The sequence below is a fragment of the Marivivens donghaensis genome, assembly GCF_011806565.1.
Classification (GTDB): domain Bacteria; phylum Pseudomonadota; class Alphaproteobacteria; order Rhodobacterales; family Rhodobacteraceae; genus Marivivens; species Marivivens donghaensis_A.
Genome location: NZ_JAATOP010000002.1, coordinates 304652 through 318120, shown reverse-complemented (window position 1 = coordinate 318120; position 13469 = coordinate 304652). Strand labels below are relative to the sequence as shown.

General features: G+C 60.6%; 14 protein-coding genes. 9 read left to right on the top strand and 5 right to left on the bottom strand.

Annotated elements, in window-relative coordinates; genetic code table 11:
* Positions 1-318: 318 nt before the first annotated feature.
* Positions 319-927 carry a cob(I)yrinic acid a,c-diamide adenosyltransferase gene (cobO, locus tag HCZ30_RS04455; RefSeq protein WP_167636727.1) on the top strand — a complete coding sequence of 203 codons (609 nt, stop codon included), beginning with the start codon at positions 319-321 and terminating at the stop codon, positions 925-927.
* Positions 928-998: 71 nt separating this feature from the next.
* On the opposite strand, the gene HCZ30_RS04450 is transcribed toward cobO, so the two are convergent.
* Positions 999-2630, bottom strand: a complete 1632-nt coding sequence (locus HCZ30_RS04450) for a thiamine pyrophosphate-binding protein (RefSeq protein ID WP_167637078.1) — start codon at positions 2628-2630, stop codon at positions 999-1001.
* Positions 2631-2703: 73 nt separating this feature from the next.
* Between HCZ30_RS04450 and HCZ30_RS04445 the strand changes: the two genes are divergently transcribed.
* Positions 2704-3255, top strand: a complete 552-nt coding sequence (locus HCZ30_RS04445; RefSeq protein ID WP_167636725.1) for an NADPH-dependent FMN reductase — start codon at positions 2704-2706, stop codon at positions 3253-3255.
* Here the strand turns inward: HCZ30_RS04445 and HCZ30_RS04440 are convergent.
* Complete coding sequence (locus tag HCZ30_RS04440; protein ID WP_167636723.1) at positions 3252-4292, bottom strand: NAD(P)/FAD-dependent oxidoreductase; 1041 nt, start codon at positions 4290-4292, stop codon at positions 3252-3254. The genes HCZ30_RS04445 and HCZ30_RS04440 overlap by 4 nt on opposite strands.
* A gap of 47 nt (positions 4293-4339) precedes the next feature.
* Here HCZ30_RS04440 and mnmD point away from each other — a divergent pair, with 47 nt between their 5' ends.
* Both mnmD and HCZ30_RS04430 read left to right on the top strand, forming a co-directional pair.
* Positions 4340-5011: a tRNA (5-methylaminomethyl-2-thiouridine)(34)-methyltransferase MnmD gene (gene mnmD, locus HCZ30_RS04435; RefSeq protein WP_167636721.1), complete on the top strand. Its 672-nt coding sequence runs from the start codon at positions 4340-4342 to the stop codon at positions 5009-5011.
* The gene (locus HCZ30_RS04430) at positions 5008-5886 is read left to right on the top strand and encodes a DMT family transporter (RefSeq protein ID WP_167636719.1); all 879 of its coding nucleotides are present in this window, start codon (positions 5008-5010) and stop codon (positions 5884-5886) included. The genes mnmD and HCZ30_RS04430 overlap by 4 nt, the downstream gene beginning before the upstream one ends.
* Here HCZ30_RS04430 and HCZ30_RS04425 read toward each other — a convergent pair.
* Entirely contained in the window at positions 5883-7868 is a 1986-nt protein-coding gene (locus tag HCZ30_RS04425) for a transglycosylase SLT domain-containing protein (RefSeq protein WP_167636717.1), read from the bottom strand. The two genes, HCZ30_RS04430 and HCZ30_RS04425, sit on opposite strands and share 4 nt — an antisense overlap.
* Positions 7869-8014: 146 nt before the next feature.
* On the opposite strand from HCZ30_RS04425, the gene dapA reads away from it, so the two are divergent.
* Both dapA and HCZ30_RS04415 read left to right on the top strand, forming a co-directional pair.
* Positions 8015-8884: a 4-hydroxy-tetrahydrodipicolinate synthase gene (gene dapA, locus HCZ30_RS04420; protein ID WP_167636715.1), complete on the top strand. Its 870-nt coding sequence runs from the start codon at positions 8015-8017 to the stop codon at positions 8882-8884.
* The gene (locus tag HCZ30_RS04415) at positions 8881-9756 is read left to right on the top strand and encodes a DMT family transporter (protein ID WP_348640348.1); all 876 of its coding nucleotides are present in this window, start codon (positions 8881-8883) and stop codon (positions 9754-9756) included. The genes dapA and HCZ30_RS04415 overlap by 4 nt, the downstream gene beginning before the upstream one ends.
* On the opposite strand, the gene HCZ30_RS04410 is transcribed toward HCZ30_RS04415, so the two are convergent.
* Positions 9757-10206, bottom strand: coding sequence for an ion channel (locus HCZ30_RS04410; protein ID WP_246212597.1), 450 nt, complete (start codon positions 10204-10206; stop codon positions 9757-9759).
* A 102-nt stretch (positions 10207-10308) separates the two neighbouring features.
* Between HCZ30_RS04410 and smpB the strand changes: the two genes are divergently transcribed.
* The 3 genes from smpB to HCZ30_RS04395 all read left to right on the top strand — a co-directional run bounded on the left by smpB (position 10309) and on the right by HCZ30_RS04395 (position 12971).
* Positions 10309-10785, top strand: a complete 477-nt coding sequence (gene smpB, locus HCZ30_RS04405) for an SsrA-binding protein SmpB (protein ID WP_167636713.1) — start codon at positions 10309-10311, stop codon at positions 10783-10785.
* Positions 10786-10920: 135 nt separating this feature from the next.
* Positions 10921-11787, top strand: coding sequence for a 3-mercaptopyruvate sulfurtransferase (gene sseA, locus HCZ30_RS04400; protein WP_167636711.1), 867 nt, complete (start codon positions 10921-10923; stop codon positions 11785-11787).
* A complete protein-coding gene (locus HCZ30_RS04395) occupies positions 11787-12971 on the top strand; it encodes an aromatic amino acid transaminase (RefSeq protein ID WP_167636708.1) in 1185 nt (394 codons plus the stop codon). The genes sseA and HCZ30_RS04395 overlap by 1 nt, the downstream gene beginning before the upstream one ends.
* A 36-nt stretch (positions 12972-13007) precedes the next feature.
* Here the strand turns inward: HCZ30_RS04395 and HCZ30_RS04390 are convergent, their stop codons facing one another.
* Positions 13008-13346: a P-II family nitrogen regulator gene (locus HCZ30_RS04390; protein WP_167636706.1), complete on the bottom strand. Its 339-nt coding sequence runs from the start codon at positions 13344-13346 to the stop codon at positions 13008-13010.
* Positions 13347-13469 lie beyond the last annotated feature (123 nt).

The following is a 13469-nucleotide window of genomic DNA, read 5'->3' as shown; positions in this document are numbered from 1 at the left end:
ATTCCAAATATGTTGACTAAGGGCCACAGCCGGGGAGGCTCGCTGCGGCGGTTGCTATATCAACACCCTCTCGCCCGCGAAGGTTCCCGCCGAGTTTCGCCACAACCGCGAACCCGATACATTTACAGCAAATCCGTATGATCGGTTCGACGTTCGACCTCAGCCGCTGCACCTTCGGTTGTCCGCTATCGGTTGCCCTTCCGGCTGAACAATCACCGATCAATCGTGTGCGAAAGCGCGCGCAACAGACGCGCCCTTTTTTGCTGTCTTGAACCTCGCCAGCGAAACCCTCACAGTTGCGCCAAACAGGAGATTTGCATGACGGAAGATACCGAACGCCACGCCCTCAAGATGGCCAAGAAGAAAGCCGCGCGCGATAAGATCATGTCGACGAAGACGGACCAGAAGGGCCTGATCATCGTTCACACTGGCAAGGGCAAAGGCAAATCGACCGCTGCTTTTGGTATGATCTTCCGCCACATCGCCCACGGGATGAAAAGCGCTGTTGTGCAGTTCATCAAAGGCGGCATGAGCACCGGCGAGCGCGACCTGATCCTCGAGCGCTTCAGTGATATGTGCGAATTCCATACGATGGGCGAAGGCTTTACGTGGGAAACGCAGGACAAAACCCGCGACACAGAAATGGCGCAGGCGGCGTGGGAAAAGGCCAAGGACCTCATCCGCGATCCGGCAAATTCGATGGTCCTGCTCGACGAGATCAACATCGCGATACGCTATGACTATGTGAAAATCGACGACGTGGTCGAGTTCCTTTCGACCGAGAAGCCGCACATGACCCACGTCGTCCTTACGGGCCGCAATGCGCATGAAGACCTGATCGAGATCGCTGACCTCGTGACGGAAATGGAGCTGCTCAAGCACCCGTTCCGTTCGGGCATCAAGGCCCAGATCGGCGTCGAATACTGATCGGCGACGAGGGGGCGCTGCCCCCTCGGCCTTGCGGCCTCACCCCCGAGGTATTTCTGTCAGAATGAAGATCAGCCGCCGCGCACTTGGGTGAGGGTTTGGCCGGTGCTGAGGGCCTCGGGATCGATGCGGCATTCGATGACTGCCAGCGTGCCGGACGCGCGGGCGCGTTCGAAAGCGGGGGCAAAGTCGGCTTGGGTTTCGACGGTTTCACCGTGACCTCCATAGGCCCGAGCGAGCGCAGCGTAGTCCGGATTGGCGAGGGCAGTGCCGGAGACGCGTTCCTTGTAGCTGCGCTCCTGATGCATCCTGATCGTGCCGTACTGGCCGTTGTTCATCACGATGACGATCGGCTTTGCGCCGTGTTGGATGGCTGTCGACATCTCATTGAGCGTCATCTGGATGCAGCCGTCACCCGCGAGGCAGACAACGGTTTTGTCAGGGTGTTCAAGCGACGCCGACACCGCCGCCGGAAATCCGTAGCCCATTGAGCCGGACGTCGGCGCGAGCTGCGTGCCGTATTGTTTGTAGCTGAAATAGCGGTGTAGGAAGGCGGCGTAGTTACCGGCACCGTTGGTGACAATCGCATCTTTCGGTAGGTTGTCCGACAGCCATTTGATCACGCCTTCCTGTTTGACCGCACCGGGCGTCTCTATCGGGGTGACCCATTTCTTGTAAGCCTGCTTGGCGTCGGACGCTTTCTTTTCGAAGGTTTTGACGGGCGGCACCGCGGCCAGAGCCTTTACGAATTCGTCAGCGCGCATGCAGACTGCATGGTCGGGCTGCCAGAGGCGGCCAAGCTCGGCGATGTCTGCATGGACGTGGAAAATGCGCTGCTGTTGGCGGGTCGGATCGGCGAGCGTGAAGCCCTTGGTTTCGATGTCGCCAAGGCGTGAGCCCAGCACCAGCAGGCGGTCGGCATTCGCCAGTCGCTGCGCCAGAGCGGGGTTCATCGCGACGTTCAGATCGCCAGCGTAGCAAGGGTGGTCATTGCGCAGGTAATCCTGACGGCGGAAGTCGGCTGCGACAGGGATCTGGTGGGCGTCGGCGAAGCGGGCAAGTGCGTCCTCGGCGTCCGCCGACCAATGCGGCCCACCCACGACGACGAGCGGGTTGGTTGCCTCGGCGAGCCAATTAGCGGCCACCTGAGCATCGACGGCAGGCGAGGCGATCTGAGCAGGCGGGCGCATGTCGGCAACGTCGCAAGTAGCGCTCAGCATGTCTTCGGGCAGAGCCAGAACGACCGGTCCCGGACGGCCCGTTTGTGCGATGTGGAACGCGCGGGCGATGTATTCGGGCAGGCGGTCGGTCTGATCGATCTCGGCAACCCATTTCGCCAGAGGTCCGAACATGGCACGGTAGTCGACCTCCTGAAATACGTCACGATCGCGGTGGTCACGTGCGATCTGCCCGACGAAAAGGACCATCGGCGTCGAGTCCTGACGGGCCACATGCACGCCTGCGCTGGCATTGGTCGCGCCCGGTCCGCGGGTGACAAATGCAACGCCGGGGGTGCCGGTCAGTTTGCCATAAGCCTCTGCCATCATCGCGGCGCCGCCTTCGTGGCGGCAGACGATGTTTTCGATGCCGCTGTCGTACAGGCCGTCGAGAGCCGCCAGAAAGCTTTCGCCCGGAACAGAAAACACACGCTTTACGCCCAGAATGGACAACTGATCCGCAAGAACCTTGCCGCCGTGACGCATCATTCTACCTCCCGTATTAGACATCCGTTGCACTCTGATCGGATGGAGCCGGATCAGCAAGTAGGGAACATGAATGGCGAAAATTCTCGGGATCTGCGGGTCGCTCAGAAGGGGGTCTTACAACCTCATGCTCTTGCAGGAAGCCATTCGCGAGTTTGCACCGGACCTCTACAGGATGGGCGATATTCGCTTTCCGCTTTATAACGGCGATCTCGAAGACGAAGACGGTATTCCCGAAAGCGTCCAGACACTTGCAGACTGGATCAGCAAGGCGGATGCGGTCATTATCGCCACCCCCGAGTACAACAAATCGCTACCGGGCGGGCTGAAAAACGCGCTCGACTGGATCAGCCGACTGCCCGACAATCCGTGGACAGATAAGCCTGTGTCGATCATCTCGGCAGCGGCAGGGCGCGGTGGCGGCGACCGTTCCCAGTTCGCGCTCCGCCTTGCGCTGGCCCCGTTCGGACCGCTGGTAATGAACGGGCGGGAGGTTCTGGTGTCAAACCCTGCGGACTGCTTTGACGAAGACGGATATCTGACGGACGAACGTGCGCGGCGGGCGCTGACCACCCATGTTGCGGCATTCAGAGACCTCGTCGCAGCCTGCAATCCGGTACGCTAGAAACTCGCGTCGGGTTTGAAGCCGTCGGGGATTGCGTCGACACCTTCCAGCAGCAGATCGGCCATAACCAGCCCGACTTTCGGAGCCATGCCAAACCCGATCTTGAACCCGCCATTGGCTATATAGGCGCCCGCCTCGAACGGATGCTCGCCGAGCATGGGCGCGCGGCTCTTGGCGCGCGGACGCACGCCAGCCCAGCGCTCCACTACTTTGGCGCCGGCGAGAACGGGGAAGGCTTCGATGGCGCGGGCGATCACGTCTTCAAGCTGCGCGTCGGTGGATGACGGATCATCGAACTCGCGCTCGGTCGTCGAGCCGATGGCGACAGTACCATCGATATGCGGAACGATATGGAGGCTATCGGCAAAGAGCTGCGGCTTCTGGATCGCGTCCAACTTCAGCAGCGCGGACTGGCCCTTGATGCCTGCGCCAACCGACTTCCCTTTTTGCGTTGACAGCTCGACAAGGCCCTTCCAACCGGTGGCATAGACGACCTTGCCTTCAGGAGCGCCCGCGTCTGTGATCTCTCCCCCCTTGGCGATGATCGCAGCGGCGAGCGCGTGGGTCGCCTTGCGCGGATGGACCCGCGCGGTGAGATTGTCATGGATGAGTTTGCCGCTGCCGCTCTGCGGGGCCCAGTCGCCGTAGTCATCAGCGTCAACGATCTGCCAGTCGAACTTGCCCTGCCAAAGTTCGGCAGCTGTCACGGCGCGCTGTTTAGCCAGTTCCACGGCTTTCTCGTCGGCCAGCGGCTGCAAACGACCCGAGCGCAGGTAACCGGGATCCTGCCCCGACACGTCGGCAATCTCGGTCCAGAACTCCTCCGCCATCGCGAGGCTGTCGAACTGGAAAGCTTTCTTGTCGTTCCAATTTTCGGGCACATGCGGCGCGAGCGCCCCGACGATGCCGCCCGACGATCCTGCGGCCACACCGAAAGGGTCGATCACGCGGACCTTGGCCCCGCGCGAAATGCAGGCGTAGGCGACCGACAGGCCAAATGCCCCTGCCCCGTAGACCGTCACATCGACCATTGCCATTTCACAACCCCGCGTTCACATTCGCCGCATCCTTAAGGCATGCCCTCATGAACGACCAGCCACAAGCCCAGCTGGACTGGCGGGACGGGACCATCCCCGTGTCGCGGCAGTTCGACGACCCCTACTTCTCGCTCGATAACGGCTTGGAGGAGACACGATACGTTTTCCTTCAGGGCAACGACCTGCCCGCGCGGTTCGGCGGCGATTTCCATATCGGAGAGCTCGGCTTCGGCACGGGGTTGAATTTCCTGACGACGTGGAAAGCGTGGGAGGAAGCCGGCGCGAACGGCACGCTGACGTTCACAACGTTCGAAGCCTTCCCGATGGCAAAGAAAGACATGGCGAACGCCCTCGCTGCTTGGCCAGAGTTGTCGAAGTGGTCCGCGCAGCTGCTGGCGCAGATTGACCAAGGTGATGAGCTGGATTTCGGCCCTGTTCGCTTGCGCATCGTAAAAGGCGATGTTCGTCAGACACTGCCGGCACACTCGCTACAAGCCGATGCGTGGTTTCTTGATGGTTTCAGCCCCGCAAAGAACCCTGAGATGTGGGAAAGCGATGTGATGGCTGAAGTCGGCGCGCATACCAAACAATGCGGCACTGCCGCGACCTATACCGCCGCAGGGCACGTCCGCCGCAATTTGGAGCTCGCTGGCTTCACCGTCGAACGCGTTCCGGGGTTTGGCCGCAAGCGCCACATGACGAAAGCTGTCAAAGCATGACCGAACAGAACACGCGCCTCGGCATCATCCTGATGATTTGCGCGACCTTTATCTTTGCGATGCAGGACGGTCTGTCGCGTCACCTCGCCGACACATACGACGTCCGCATGGTCGTGATGGTCCGCTACTGGTTCTTCGCTGCCTTCGTCATTTTCATGGCCAAGCATCGCGGCGGGTCGGTCCGCAAGGTGGCCAGCAGCAAGGTCCTCGGCCTCCAGATTTTCCGAGGCGTCTTGCTCGTCGCGGAAATCTGCATGACGATTGTAGCTTTCGTCCGATTGGGGTTGGTGGAAGCGCACGCGATCTTTGCCTGCTATCCGCTGCTCATCGTCGCCTTCTCCGGTCCGGTGCTGGGCGAAAAAGTCGGTTGGAAACGCTGGTCGGCCATCGCCGTTGGCTTCCTCGGCGTCCTCGTGATCCTGCAACCCGGGTACGGGGTGTTCACGCCCGACATGCTCTGGGCGCTGATCGCTGCGGTCATGTTTGCTGTTTACGGCATCCTGACCCGCTACGTTGCACGCCACGACCGCCCATCGACGTCCTTTTTCTGGACAGGCGTTTCCGGAGCCATCGCGATGACAGCCGTCGGCATCTGGTACTGGGAGCCGATGAGCACCTTCGACTGGTTCCTGATGGCGACGCTCTGCGTGTCAGCCGCCAGCGGCCATTACATCCTGATCAAGGTCTACGACGTGGCAGAGGCCAGTGCGGTGCAGCCCTTCGCCTACCTGCAACTGCCCTTCGCATCGTCTATCGGCGTGCTGGTGTTCCATGACACCCTGCGCATCAACGTGGTCGTCGGAGCGATCATCGTCGTTAGCGCAGGGCTGTTCACGTTCTTCCGCGAGCGGAAAAAGAAGCTCGCGGCGGCCTAGTTCGGCGCATTGTCCCACGGGCGGGCACGCGGCACCGGCATTGGCGTGCTGCCGATCAGGAGAGACGTGAAGTTCACCGGACCGACCTCTCCGCTCAGGCGGGCTTTGTACACCGGAATACTTTCGGTCACGCGCATCACGTAGTTGCGGGTTTCGCGGAAGGGGATCATCTCGATCCAGTCGATCGGATCAACCTCGCCCTTACGCGGATCACCGCGCTGCGCAGCCCAGTCACGCGAACGGCCCGGACCGGCGTTATAGCCTGCGGCGATCATGACAGGCGTGTTGCCGAACATCTCTTCCAGCATCTCGAGGTACCGGCTGCCGAGCGTCGCGTTGTACTGCCAGTCGGACGTGAGGCGGGGCTTGCTGTAGTCAATTCCGAGATCATTCGCGACATCCTGCGCGGTGCCGGGCATCAACTGCATCAGGCCTAGCGCGCCGACCGAACTACCAACAACCGGATTGAATTCGGATTCGCGGCGTGCGATCGACAGAGCAAGCTCCGGCTCGACCGGTAAGTCCATGTTCGCCAGGTCATGCAGCGGGAAATAGAGGTCGGGAATGATGATCCCGCGCGCGGCAGCGCTTTTCCCGAGCAGTACGAGGAAGAACGGATCGTCTCGGGAGGTCAGCTCTTGTCCGATGGTGCCCAATTGCTCGCGGTCCAGAGTGCGCCCCAATTCGGCAAAGAACGAAACAGCCTTGCCCCGCTCACCTGCGTCGAGCAACATGAACGCCGCCTTGACGACCTCGTTTTCGGCAAGCTCCGACCCTTCGTATGCGGGGAAGGTTTCATTGCCCGCGATGGACTGGTCCAGCGGGATGTTCGCTTTTTCCGATGCGAGCAGCCCGTAGAATGCCGTCTGGTGCTCCGCCCCTTCGCGGTATGACACGGCAGCCATTTCGGGATCACCCGCCACTTCATACGCGCGCCCCAGCCAATAGCCTGCGCGACCGTCGGAGATCGGGCTATCGACAGCGGCTTCCAGCTTGCGGAAATGTTCAAGCGCGAGGCGCGGATCATCAAGGAACCGCAGCGCGACATAACCGGCCAGCCACTCCAGATCGGCGTATGGCTCGCCGTCGTCAGGCGTAAGGAAGTGTTTGCTGGCAAGGCGATAGGCGCTGTCATAGCGCCCTTCGCGCATTTCCCAACGTGCGTGCGAGCGGCGCCAACCTGACCAGCGGAAAGGCTGCGCAAGCGTAGCGGCGCTGTCAGTGCGGCTGTTCAGAATCTCGATCGCGAGCGTACGTTCGCCCTGATCCGACAGGTAGTTGAACTGGTCATATGCCAATCCCGGATCATCGGCGAGCGAGGCAGGCACTGCATCGACAAGTTCGTCGATGTTGCCGGATTTGGAAATCAGCGCGATGCGGGCTTCGGCCAGAGCGCGGTGGTCGTCATCCAGCAAAGGCAGCATCCGGCGCGCGTCGGTCGTCTTCCAGCGCCAGAGCATGTTCTCGGTCCGCTTCCAGTGCCAAGGCTCCAGCAGGCTCCCGAACGCTTCGACGAACTGGGCGTGCTCCTCGTCGGTCAGGCCGTAGGTTTCCCAAGTGTCACTCAGCACTTTCGCGGCTTGCTGGCTTTCACCTGCGGCGACAAGGGCGCGGACAAGAAACAACGCTCCGGTTCCGGTCTGCGGATCTTCGCCATCAAAAAAGGATACAACAACGTCATTCTCTGCACCGTCAGCCATCGCCTCTTCGGCGCGCGCGCGAAGCTGGGTCATTGTCGGCCAATCTTCGTGGCTGTCGATGAACTGGACGTATTCGAGGAAGTCGCCCTCGCCGCGCCGCAGCCGCTCCCACGTCACGACATCACGCGCCACAAGGTCGACGCCGACCAGTCCGTAGGCGCCTTCCCAGTCGTCGTCCGATGCGGCTTCGAAGGCTGCGGTAAGCACCGCATCCTGAGCCATTGCGTTGAAAGGAAGGACCGCAGCAAAACACGCGGCCAGTATTGATGTACGTTTTGCCATATCTTTTCTCTGCTACTCGCCTAAAAGCCTAGCGGAGAGGCGCTAAACCTCAACTCACAAACTTGGCAAGCGGCGGAAAGCCGTCTAGGTTCCGCCCGTTTTCACTGTGGGCGACTCACGCCCACCACACGACAAGGAAAGACGTTATGTTCAGAGGATCGATGCCCGCGCTGGTAACGCCGTTCAAGGACGGCACTGTGGATCTGGACACGCTGAAAAAACTTGTCGAGTGGCACATCGACCAAGGCTCGCACGGCCTCGTTCCCGTCGGCACCACTGGCGAAAGCCCGACGCTGAGCCACGAAGAGCACGACCTCGTTGTTAAAACCGTTGTCGAACAGGTGGGCGGCCGCATTCCGGTGATCGCCGGCGCTGGCTCGAACAACACCATCGAGTCCGTTCGTCTGGTGCAGGCCGCCAAGGATGCTGGCGCTGACGCTGCGCTGGTTGTGACGCCCTATTATAACAAGCCGACCCAGCGCGGCTTGATGGTACACTTCGAAGAGTGCGCCAAGATCGGCCTGCCGATCGTTATCTACAACATTCCGGGTCGTTCGGTCATCGACATGACTCCGGCGACCATGGGCGAACTTGCCAAGCTGCCCGAGATCGTCGCAGTCAAGGATGCGACCGGCGATCTGTGCCGCGTGCCGCGCACCCGCATCACCTGCGGCCACGACTTCATCCAGCTGTCGGGCGAAGACGCCACTGCGCTGGGCTTCAACGCTCATGGCGGCAAAGGCTGCATCTCGGTCACTGCGAACGTCGCGCCGAAGCTTTGCTCGGAATTTCAGGAAGCCACCCTGCGCGGTGATTTCGCGGCTGCTCTCGAACTTCAGGACCGCCTGATGCCGCTGCACGACGCGATCTTCACCGAACCGGGTGTTGCAGGCGCCAAGTACGCGATGTCGCTGCTCGACCTTTGCTCTGCCGAAGTCCGCTCGCCGCTGACCGAACTGGAAGACGGGACGAAAGAGCTGATCAAGAAAGCCATGGCGCACGCAGGTCTTCTGTGACCGCGCCGGCATCCGGTCGGGAAAACCTGATCGGCAGCCTGTTCATGATTGCTTCGATGGCGGGGTTCGCCATCGAAGACGCCCTCCTCAAACTCGGCGCAGAAACGCTCCCGCTCGGACAGGTCGTCACGATGACCGGCCTCAGCGGGATGGTTGTTTTCGCTGTGCTCATCAAACTCTCGGGCCAGAAGCTGTATTCTCGCGAATACTTCGGCCCAACGATGCGTATCCGCGCCCTGTTCGAGATTATGGGCCGGATCACCTACACAGCATCCTTCACGCTGATCCCGATCATCACCGCGACCGCGATCCTTCAGGCAACGCCGCTCGTCGTTGTCGCGGGTGCCGCGCTGTTCCTCAAAGAGCCCGTTGGCTGGCGGCGCTGGACCGCGATCATGATCGGCCTTGTCGGCGTGATGCTGATTTTGCGCCCGTGGTCCGCGACGTTCGACATCCTCGCGATGCTGGCTGTTGCGGGCATGATCGGCTTTGCTGGCCGTGACCTTGCCACCCGCGCTGCCGCGCCGAGCCTTTCCAACTTCCAACTTGGCCTGAACGGCTATGCCATGCTGTCGATTGCCGGCGCGCTGATCTGGTCGTTCAATCCCGACATTGTCCCCATGTCGGGCGGAGAACTGGGCGTCCTCTTCTGCGCCATCGTCGGCGGCATCATGGGTTACTACGCGCTAACCATTGCGATGCGTCGCGGCGACGTGGCGACTGTGACCCCGTGGCGATATTCGCGCCTGATCTTCGGTGCGATCCTCGGCGCGCTGATGTTCAACGAAAGCATTCCAACGCTCACTTTGATCGGCAGTTTGATCGTGGTTGGGAGCGGTGTGTTCACCCTGCTCCGCGTGCGTCGCCGCTGATCAACTTTCGAGGCTCTTGTCCTTCGCATCGACCTGCTTGCGGCGGACGAGATGCATCGTTTCAACCATCATACCGGCAGCAAAACCAAAGTTGACCATCCCGTTCGTCGCAGCAAGTCCGCCAAGCAGTTGCCATTCGTCAGGCAAAAGCACGTCTCCGAAGCCGAGCGTGGTGAAACAGGTCAGCGCAAAATAGACCGACTGATCCAGTGTGGCGAACAGGTCCATCTTCCACATCGTGATCGCCCACAGCCAAACGCTCACCGAGATCTGCACGAGGATCAGCAGCGCCGCAGCAGAAAGCACCGACAGCAGTTTAATCTGGAACGGCGGGCGGTTGAGCCAACCTGTCAGGCGCGCACCCATCGCCTCGGCCAGCAGATAGGTCACGCCGGCCACGATGATCGAAAGAACCATCAGGATGCTGCCGATCAGGATTTGGGTGATCATCGTGTTGCCTCGGAGTTTTTTGTAACTTTAACCACGAAACGGGGCACCGCCAGCCCTTGCTTCACCTTGCCGCGAGCCGCGTGACAGCCTATCTGGTGCGCTATGGCCAAGAAACCGGAAAACACGAACTACAAAGTCATCGCCGAAAACCGGCGTGCACGCTACGACTATGCGATCGAGGAAGACCTTGAGGTCGGCATGGTTCTTACGGGGTCCGAGGTCAAATCCCTCCGGACCGGCCAGTCGAATATTGCCGAAAGCTATGCATCGGTCGAAAACGGCGAACTGTGGCTGATCAACAGCTACATCGCGCCCTACGAGCCCGCACGCCAATGGGGCCACGAAGAACGCCGCCACCGCAAGCTGCTGGTCAGCAAGCGCGAAATGGCGCGTCTGTGGAACTCGACCAAGCGTGAAGGCATGACCATCGTTCCGTTGGTGATGTACTTCAACGATCGCGGGATCATCAAAATGAAGATCGGCATCGCAAAGGGTAAGAAGAACCACGACAAGCGTCAGTCGGACGCCAAGCGTGACTGGGCTCGCCAAAAACAGCGCCTGCTTCGCCACTCGGTCTGACGACCTGCTCACAATATGTCGCTTTATCCCAGCTTTTGTTGACGAAAATGGCGCAGGGGCGTGCTTCCCCTTGCGTCTCGAATACTGCGGGGTTAGGGGAAATTTGATTGACCGGATCGTGAGGGGGCACCGCGCATGAGCCAACAATTTCAGGACGACCCCAAAACACTCGTCTCGACCGAGTGGCTTGCCGCACACCTGAAAGACCCCGAGCTCCGCGTTCTGGATGCTTCGTGGTACCTGCCGACCGCCAACCGCGATCCCAAAGCCGAATTTGCCGCCGAACATATCCCCGGCGCGCGTTTCTTCGACATCGACGAAATCTCGGACCTCCGCTCGGACCTGCCGCATATGGCACCGCCGGTCGAAAAGTTCATGAGCCGCATGCGCGCCATGGGCGTTGGCGATGGCCATCAGGTCGTTGTCTATGACGGTGCCGGCCTGTTCAGCGCGGCCCGCGTATGGTGGCTGTTCCGCCTGTTCGGCATCAAGAGTGTCGCTGTGCTTGATGGCGGCCTCCCCAAGTGGAAGGCCGAAGGCCGCCCTGTCACCGACGAAGAGCCCGTCATCCGCGACCGCCATATGGTGACGAGCGTCCAGAAGAACCTGATCAAAGACGTGACCGAGGTCGCCCGCGCTGCCAAGCTGCGTGACCATGAGATCATCGACGCCCGCGCCGCGAACCGCTTCAGCGGTGAAGTCGCAGAGCCGCGTCCGGGTCTGCGCTCCGGCCACATTCCGGGTGCGAAGAACGTGCCCTTCGGCAACGTGCTGAACGAAGACGGCACCATGAAGGATGCCGATGCGCTGCGCCGCACGTTCGAAGCTGCAGGCGTGAACCTCGATAAACCTGCCATCACCAGCTGCGGATCGGGAGTGACCGCAGCGGTGCTTTGCCTTGCGCTCGAACGCATGGGCAAAACCGATTACTCCCTCTACGATGGCTCGTGGTCCGAATGGGGCATGTACGCCGATCTTCCCATCGAAACCGGAGACGCATGATGCTCGAGCATCTGACTGAACAACCCGCTGACAAGATCCTTATGCTGATGCAGGCATACAAATCGGATCCTCGCACCGACAAAATCGACCTTGGCGTTGGTGTCTACAAAGACCCCAAGGGCGTGACACCGGTGATGCGCGCTGTGAAGGCTGCCGAGCAGAAGATCTGGGAAACGCAGGAAAGCAAATCCTACACCAGCCTCGCCGGTGAACCGATGTACATCGAAGGCATGATCAAGCTCGTTCTGAACGGTGCTGTCGCCCGCGAACGTATTTCGGGCGTCACCACGCCGGGCGGCACCGGTGCGATCCGTCAGGCTTTCGAACTGATCAAGAAGGCGACCCCGCAGGCTACCGTCTGGGTGTCGAACCCGACGTGGCCGAACCACCTGTCGATCCTGAAGTATCTGGATATGCGCCACACGGCCTACACCTACTTCGACACCGCGACCCGTGATGTGGACTTCGACGGCATGATGGCCGACCTCGCCAACGTCAAGGCGGGCGACGTCGTTCTGCTGCATGGCTGCTGCCACAACCCGACCGGTGCCAACCTGACGCTGGAACAGTGGAAAGAAGTCGTTGCCCTGCTGAAGGCCAAAGGCGCGGTTCCGATGATCGACATCGCATACCAAGGTTTCGGTGACGGTCTGGACGCCGACGCTCAGGCAACCCGTCTGGTTGCTGCGGGCGTTGACGAGTGCATCATCGCTGCTTCGTGCTCCAAGAACTTCGGTATCTACCGCGAGCGCACCGGCGCCCTGATGACCATCGCCCGTGACGAGGCTCAGGCGAAGCTGGCTCAGGGTATGCTCCAATTCCTGAACCGTCAGAACTTCTCGTTCCCGCCGGACCACGGTGCCCGCATCGTGGCGACCATTCTGAACGACGACGCGCTGCGCGCCGACTGGGAAGCAGAGCTGGAAGAGGTGCGCAACACCATGCTCGGTCTGCGTACACAGCTGGCCAACGAACTGAGGCGCCTGACCAACACCGACCGCTTCGACTTCATCGCAAAGCACCGCGGTATGTTCAGCCAGATCGGCACCACGCCCGAAAAGGTCGAACAGATGCGTGCCGACAGTGGTATCTACATGGTCAGCGACAGCCGCATGAACATTGCGGGCCTGAACGTGGAGACGGTTCCGCTTCTGGCCGAAGCGATCGTCAAAGCAGGCGTCTGATAAAAGAAAGGCGGGTCGAAAGACCCGCCTTTTTCCTTACAGGGCGTCTTCGCCCATCTCGCCGGTACGTACCCGCACGGCGCCTTCCACATCCATGATGAAGATCTTGCCGTCACCGATCTTGCCGGTGTTGGCCTTCGAACTGATGGTCTCGATCACCTGATCGACCATGTTGTCGGGCACGACGATCTCCAGCTTTACCTTCGGCACGTAATGCACCGCGTACTCTGCACCGCGGTAGATTTCGGTGTGGCCGGACTGCGAACCGAAGCCTTTGATTTCGGTCACCATCATGCCCCGAACGCCGATAGCAGTGACGGCTTCGCGGACTTCGTCGAGCTTGAAGGGTTTGATGGCGGCAACAATGAGTTTCACGGTGATATCCTCCGGAAATATGAGGGGCAGCATGCACCCTGTAGTTAGCTCAATTTTGGGCTAAGTTCATGGAGAAAGGCAACAAAAAACCCGGGCGCGAGCGCCCGGGCCTTTAGTCTTAGC

Excerpts from the sequence above, each read along its gene's own strand:
- HCZ30_RS04395 (WP_167636708.1), top strand. The coding sequence starts at position 11,787 with ATGCTCGAGCATCTGACTGAACAACCCGCTGACAAGATCCTTATGCTG.
- HCZ30_RS04425 (WP_167636717.1), bottom strand. The coding sequence starts at position 7,868 with ATGGCAAAACGTACATCAATACTGGCCGCGTGTTTTGCTGCGGTCCTT.
- cobO (WP_167636727.1), top strand. The coding sequence starts at position 319 with ATGACGGAAGATACCGAACGCCACGCCCTCAAGATGGCCAAGAAGAAA.
- dapA (WP_167636715.1), top strand. The coding sequence starts at position 8,015 with ATGTTCAGAGGATCGATGCCCGCGCTGGTAACGCCGTTCAAGGACGGC.
- sseA (WP_167636711.1), top strand. The coding sequence starts at position 10,921 with ATGAGCCAACAATTTCAGGACGACCCCAAAACACTCGTCTCGACCGAG.
- HCZ30_RS04430 (WP_167636719.1), top strand. The coding sequence starts at position 5,008 with ATGACCGAACAGAACACGCGCCTCGGCATCATCCTGATGATTTGCGCG.
- HCZ30_RS04450 (WP_167637078.1), bottom strand. The coding sequence starts at position 2,630 with ATGCGTCACGGCGGCAAGGTTCTTGCGGATCAGTTGTCCATTCTGGGC.
- HCZ30_RS04445 (WP_167636725.1), top strand. The coding sequence starts at position 2,704 with ATGGCGAAAATTCTCGGGATCTGCGGGTCGCTCAGAAGGGGGTCTTAC.
- mnmD (WP_167636721.1), top strand. The coding sequence starts at position 4,340 with ATGAACGACCAGCCACAAGCCCAGCTGGACTGGCGGGACGGGACCATC.
- smpB (WP_167636713.1), top strand. The coding sequence starts at position 10,309 with ATGGCCAAGAAACCGGAAAACACGAACTACAAAGTCATCGCCGAAAAC.
- HCZ30_RS04440 (WP_167636723.1), bottom strand. The coding sequence starts at position 4,292 with ATGGCAATGGTCGATGTGACGGTCTACGGGGCAGGGGCATTTGGCCTG.
- HCZ30_RS04410 (WP_246212597.1), bottom strand. The coding sequence starts at position 10,206 with ATGATCACCCAAATCCTGATCGGCAGCATCCTGATGGTTCTTTCGATC.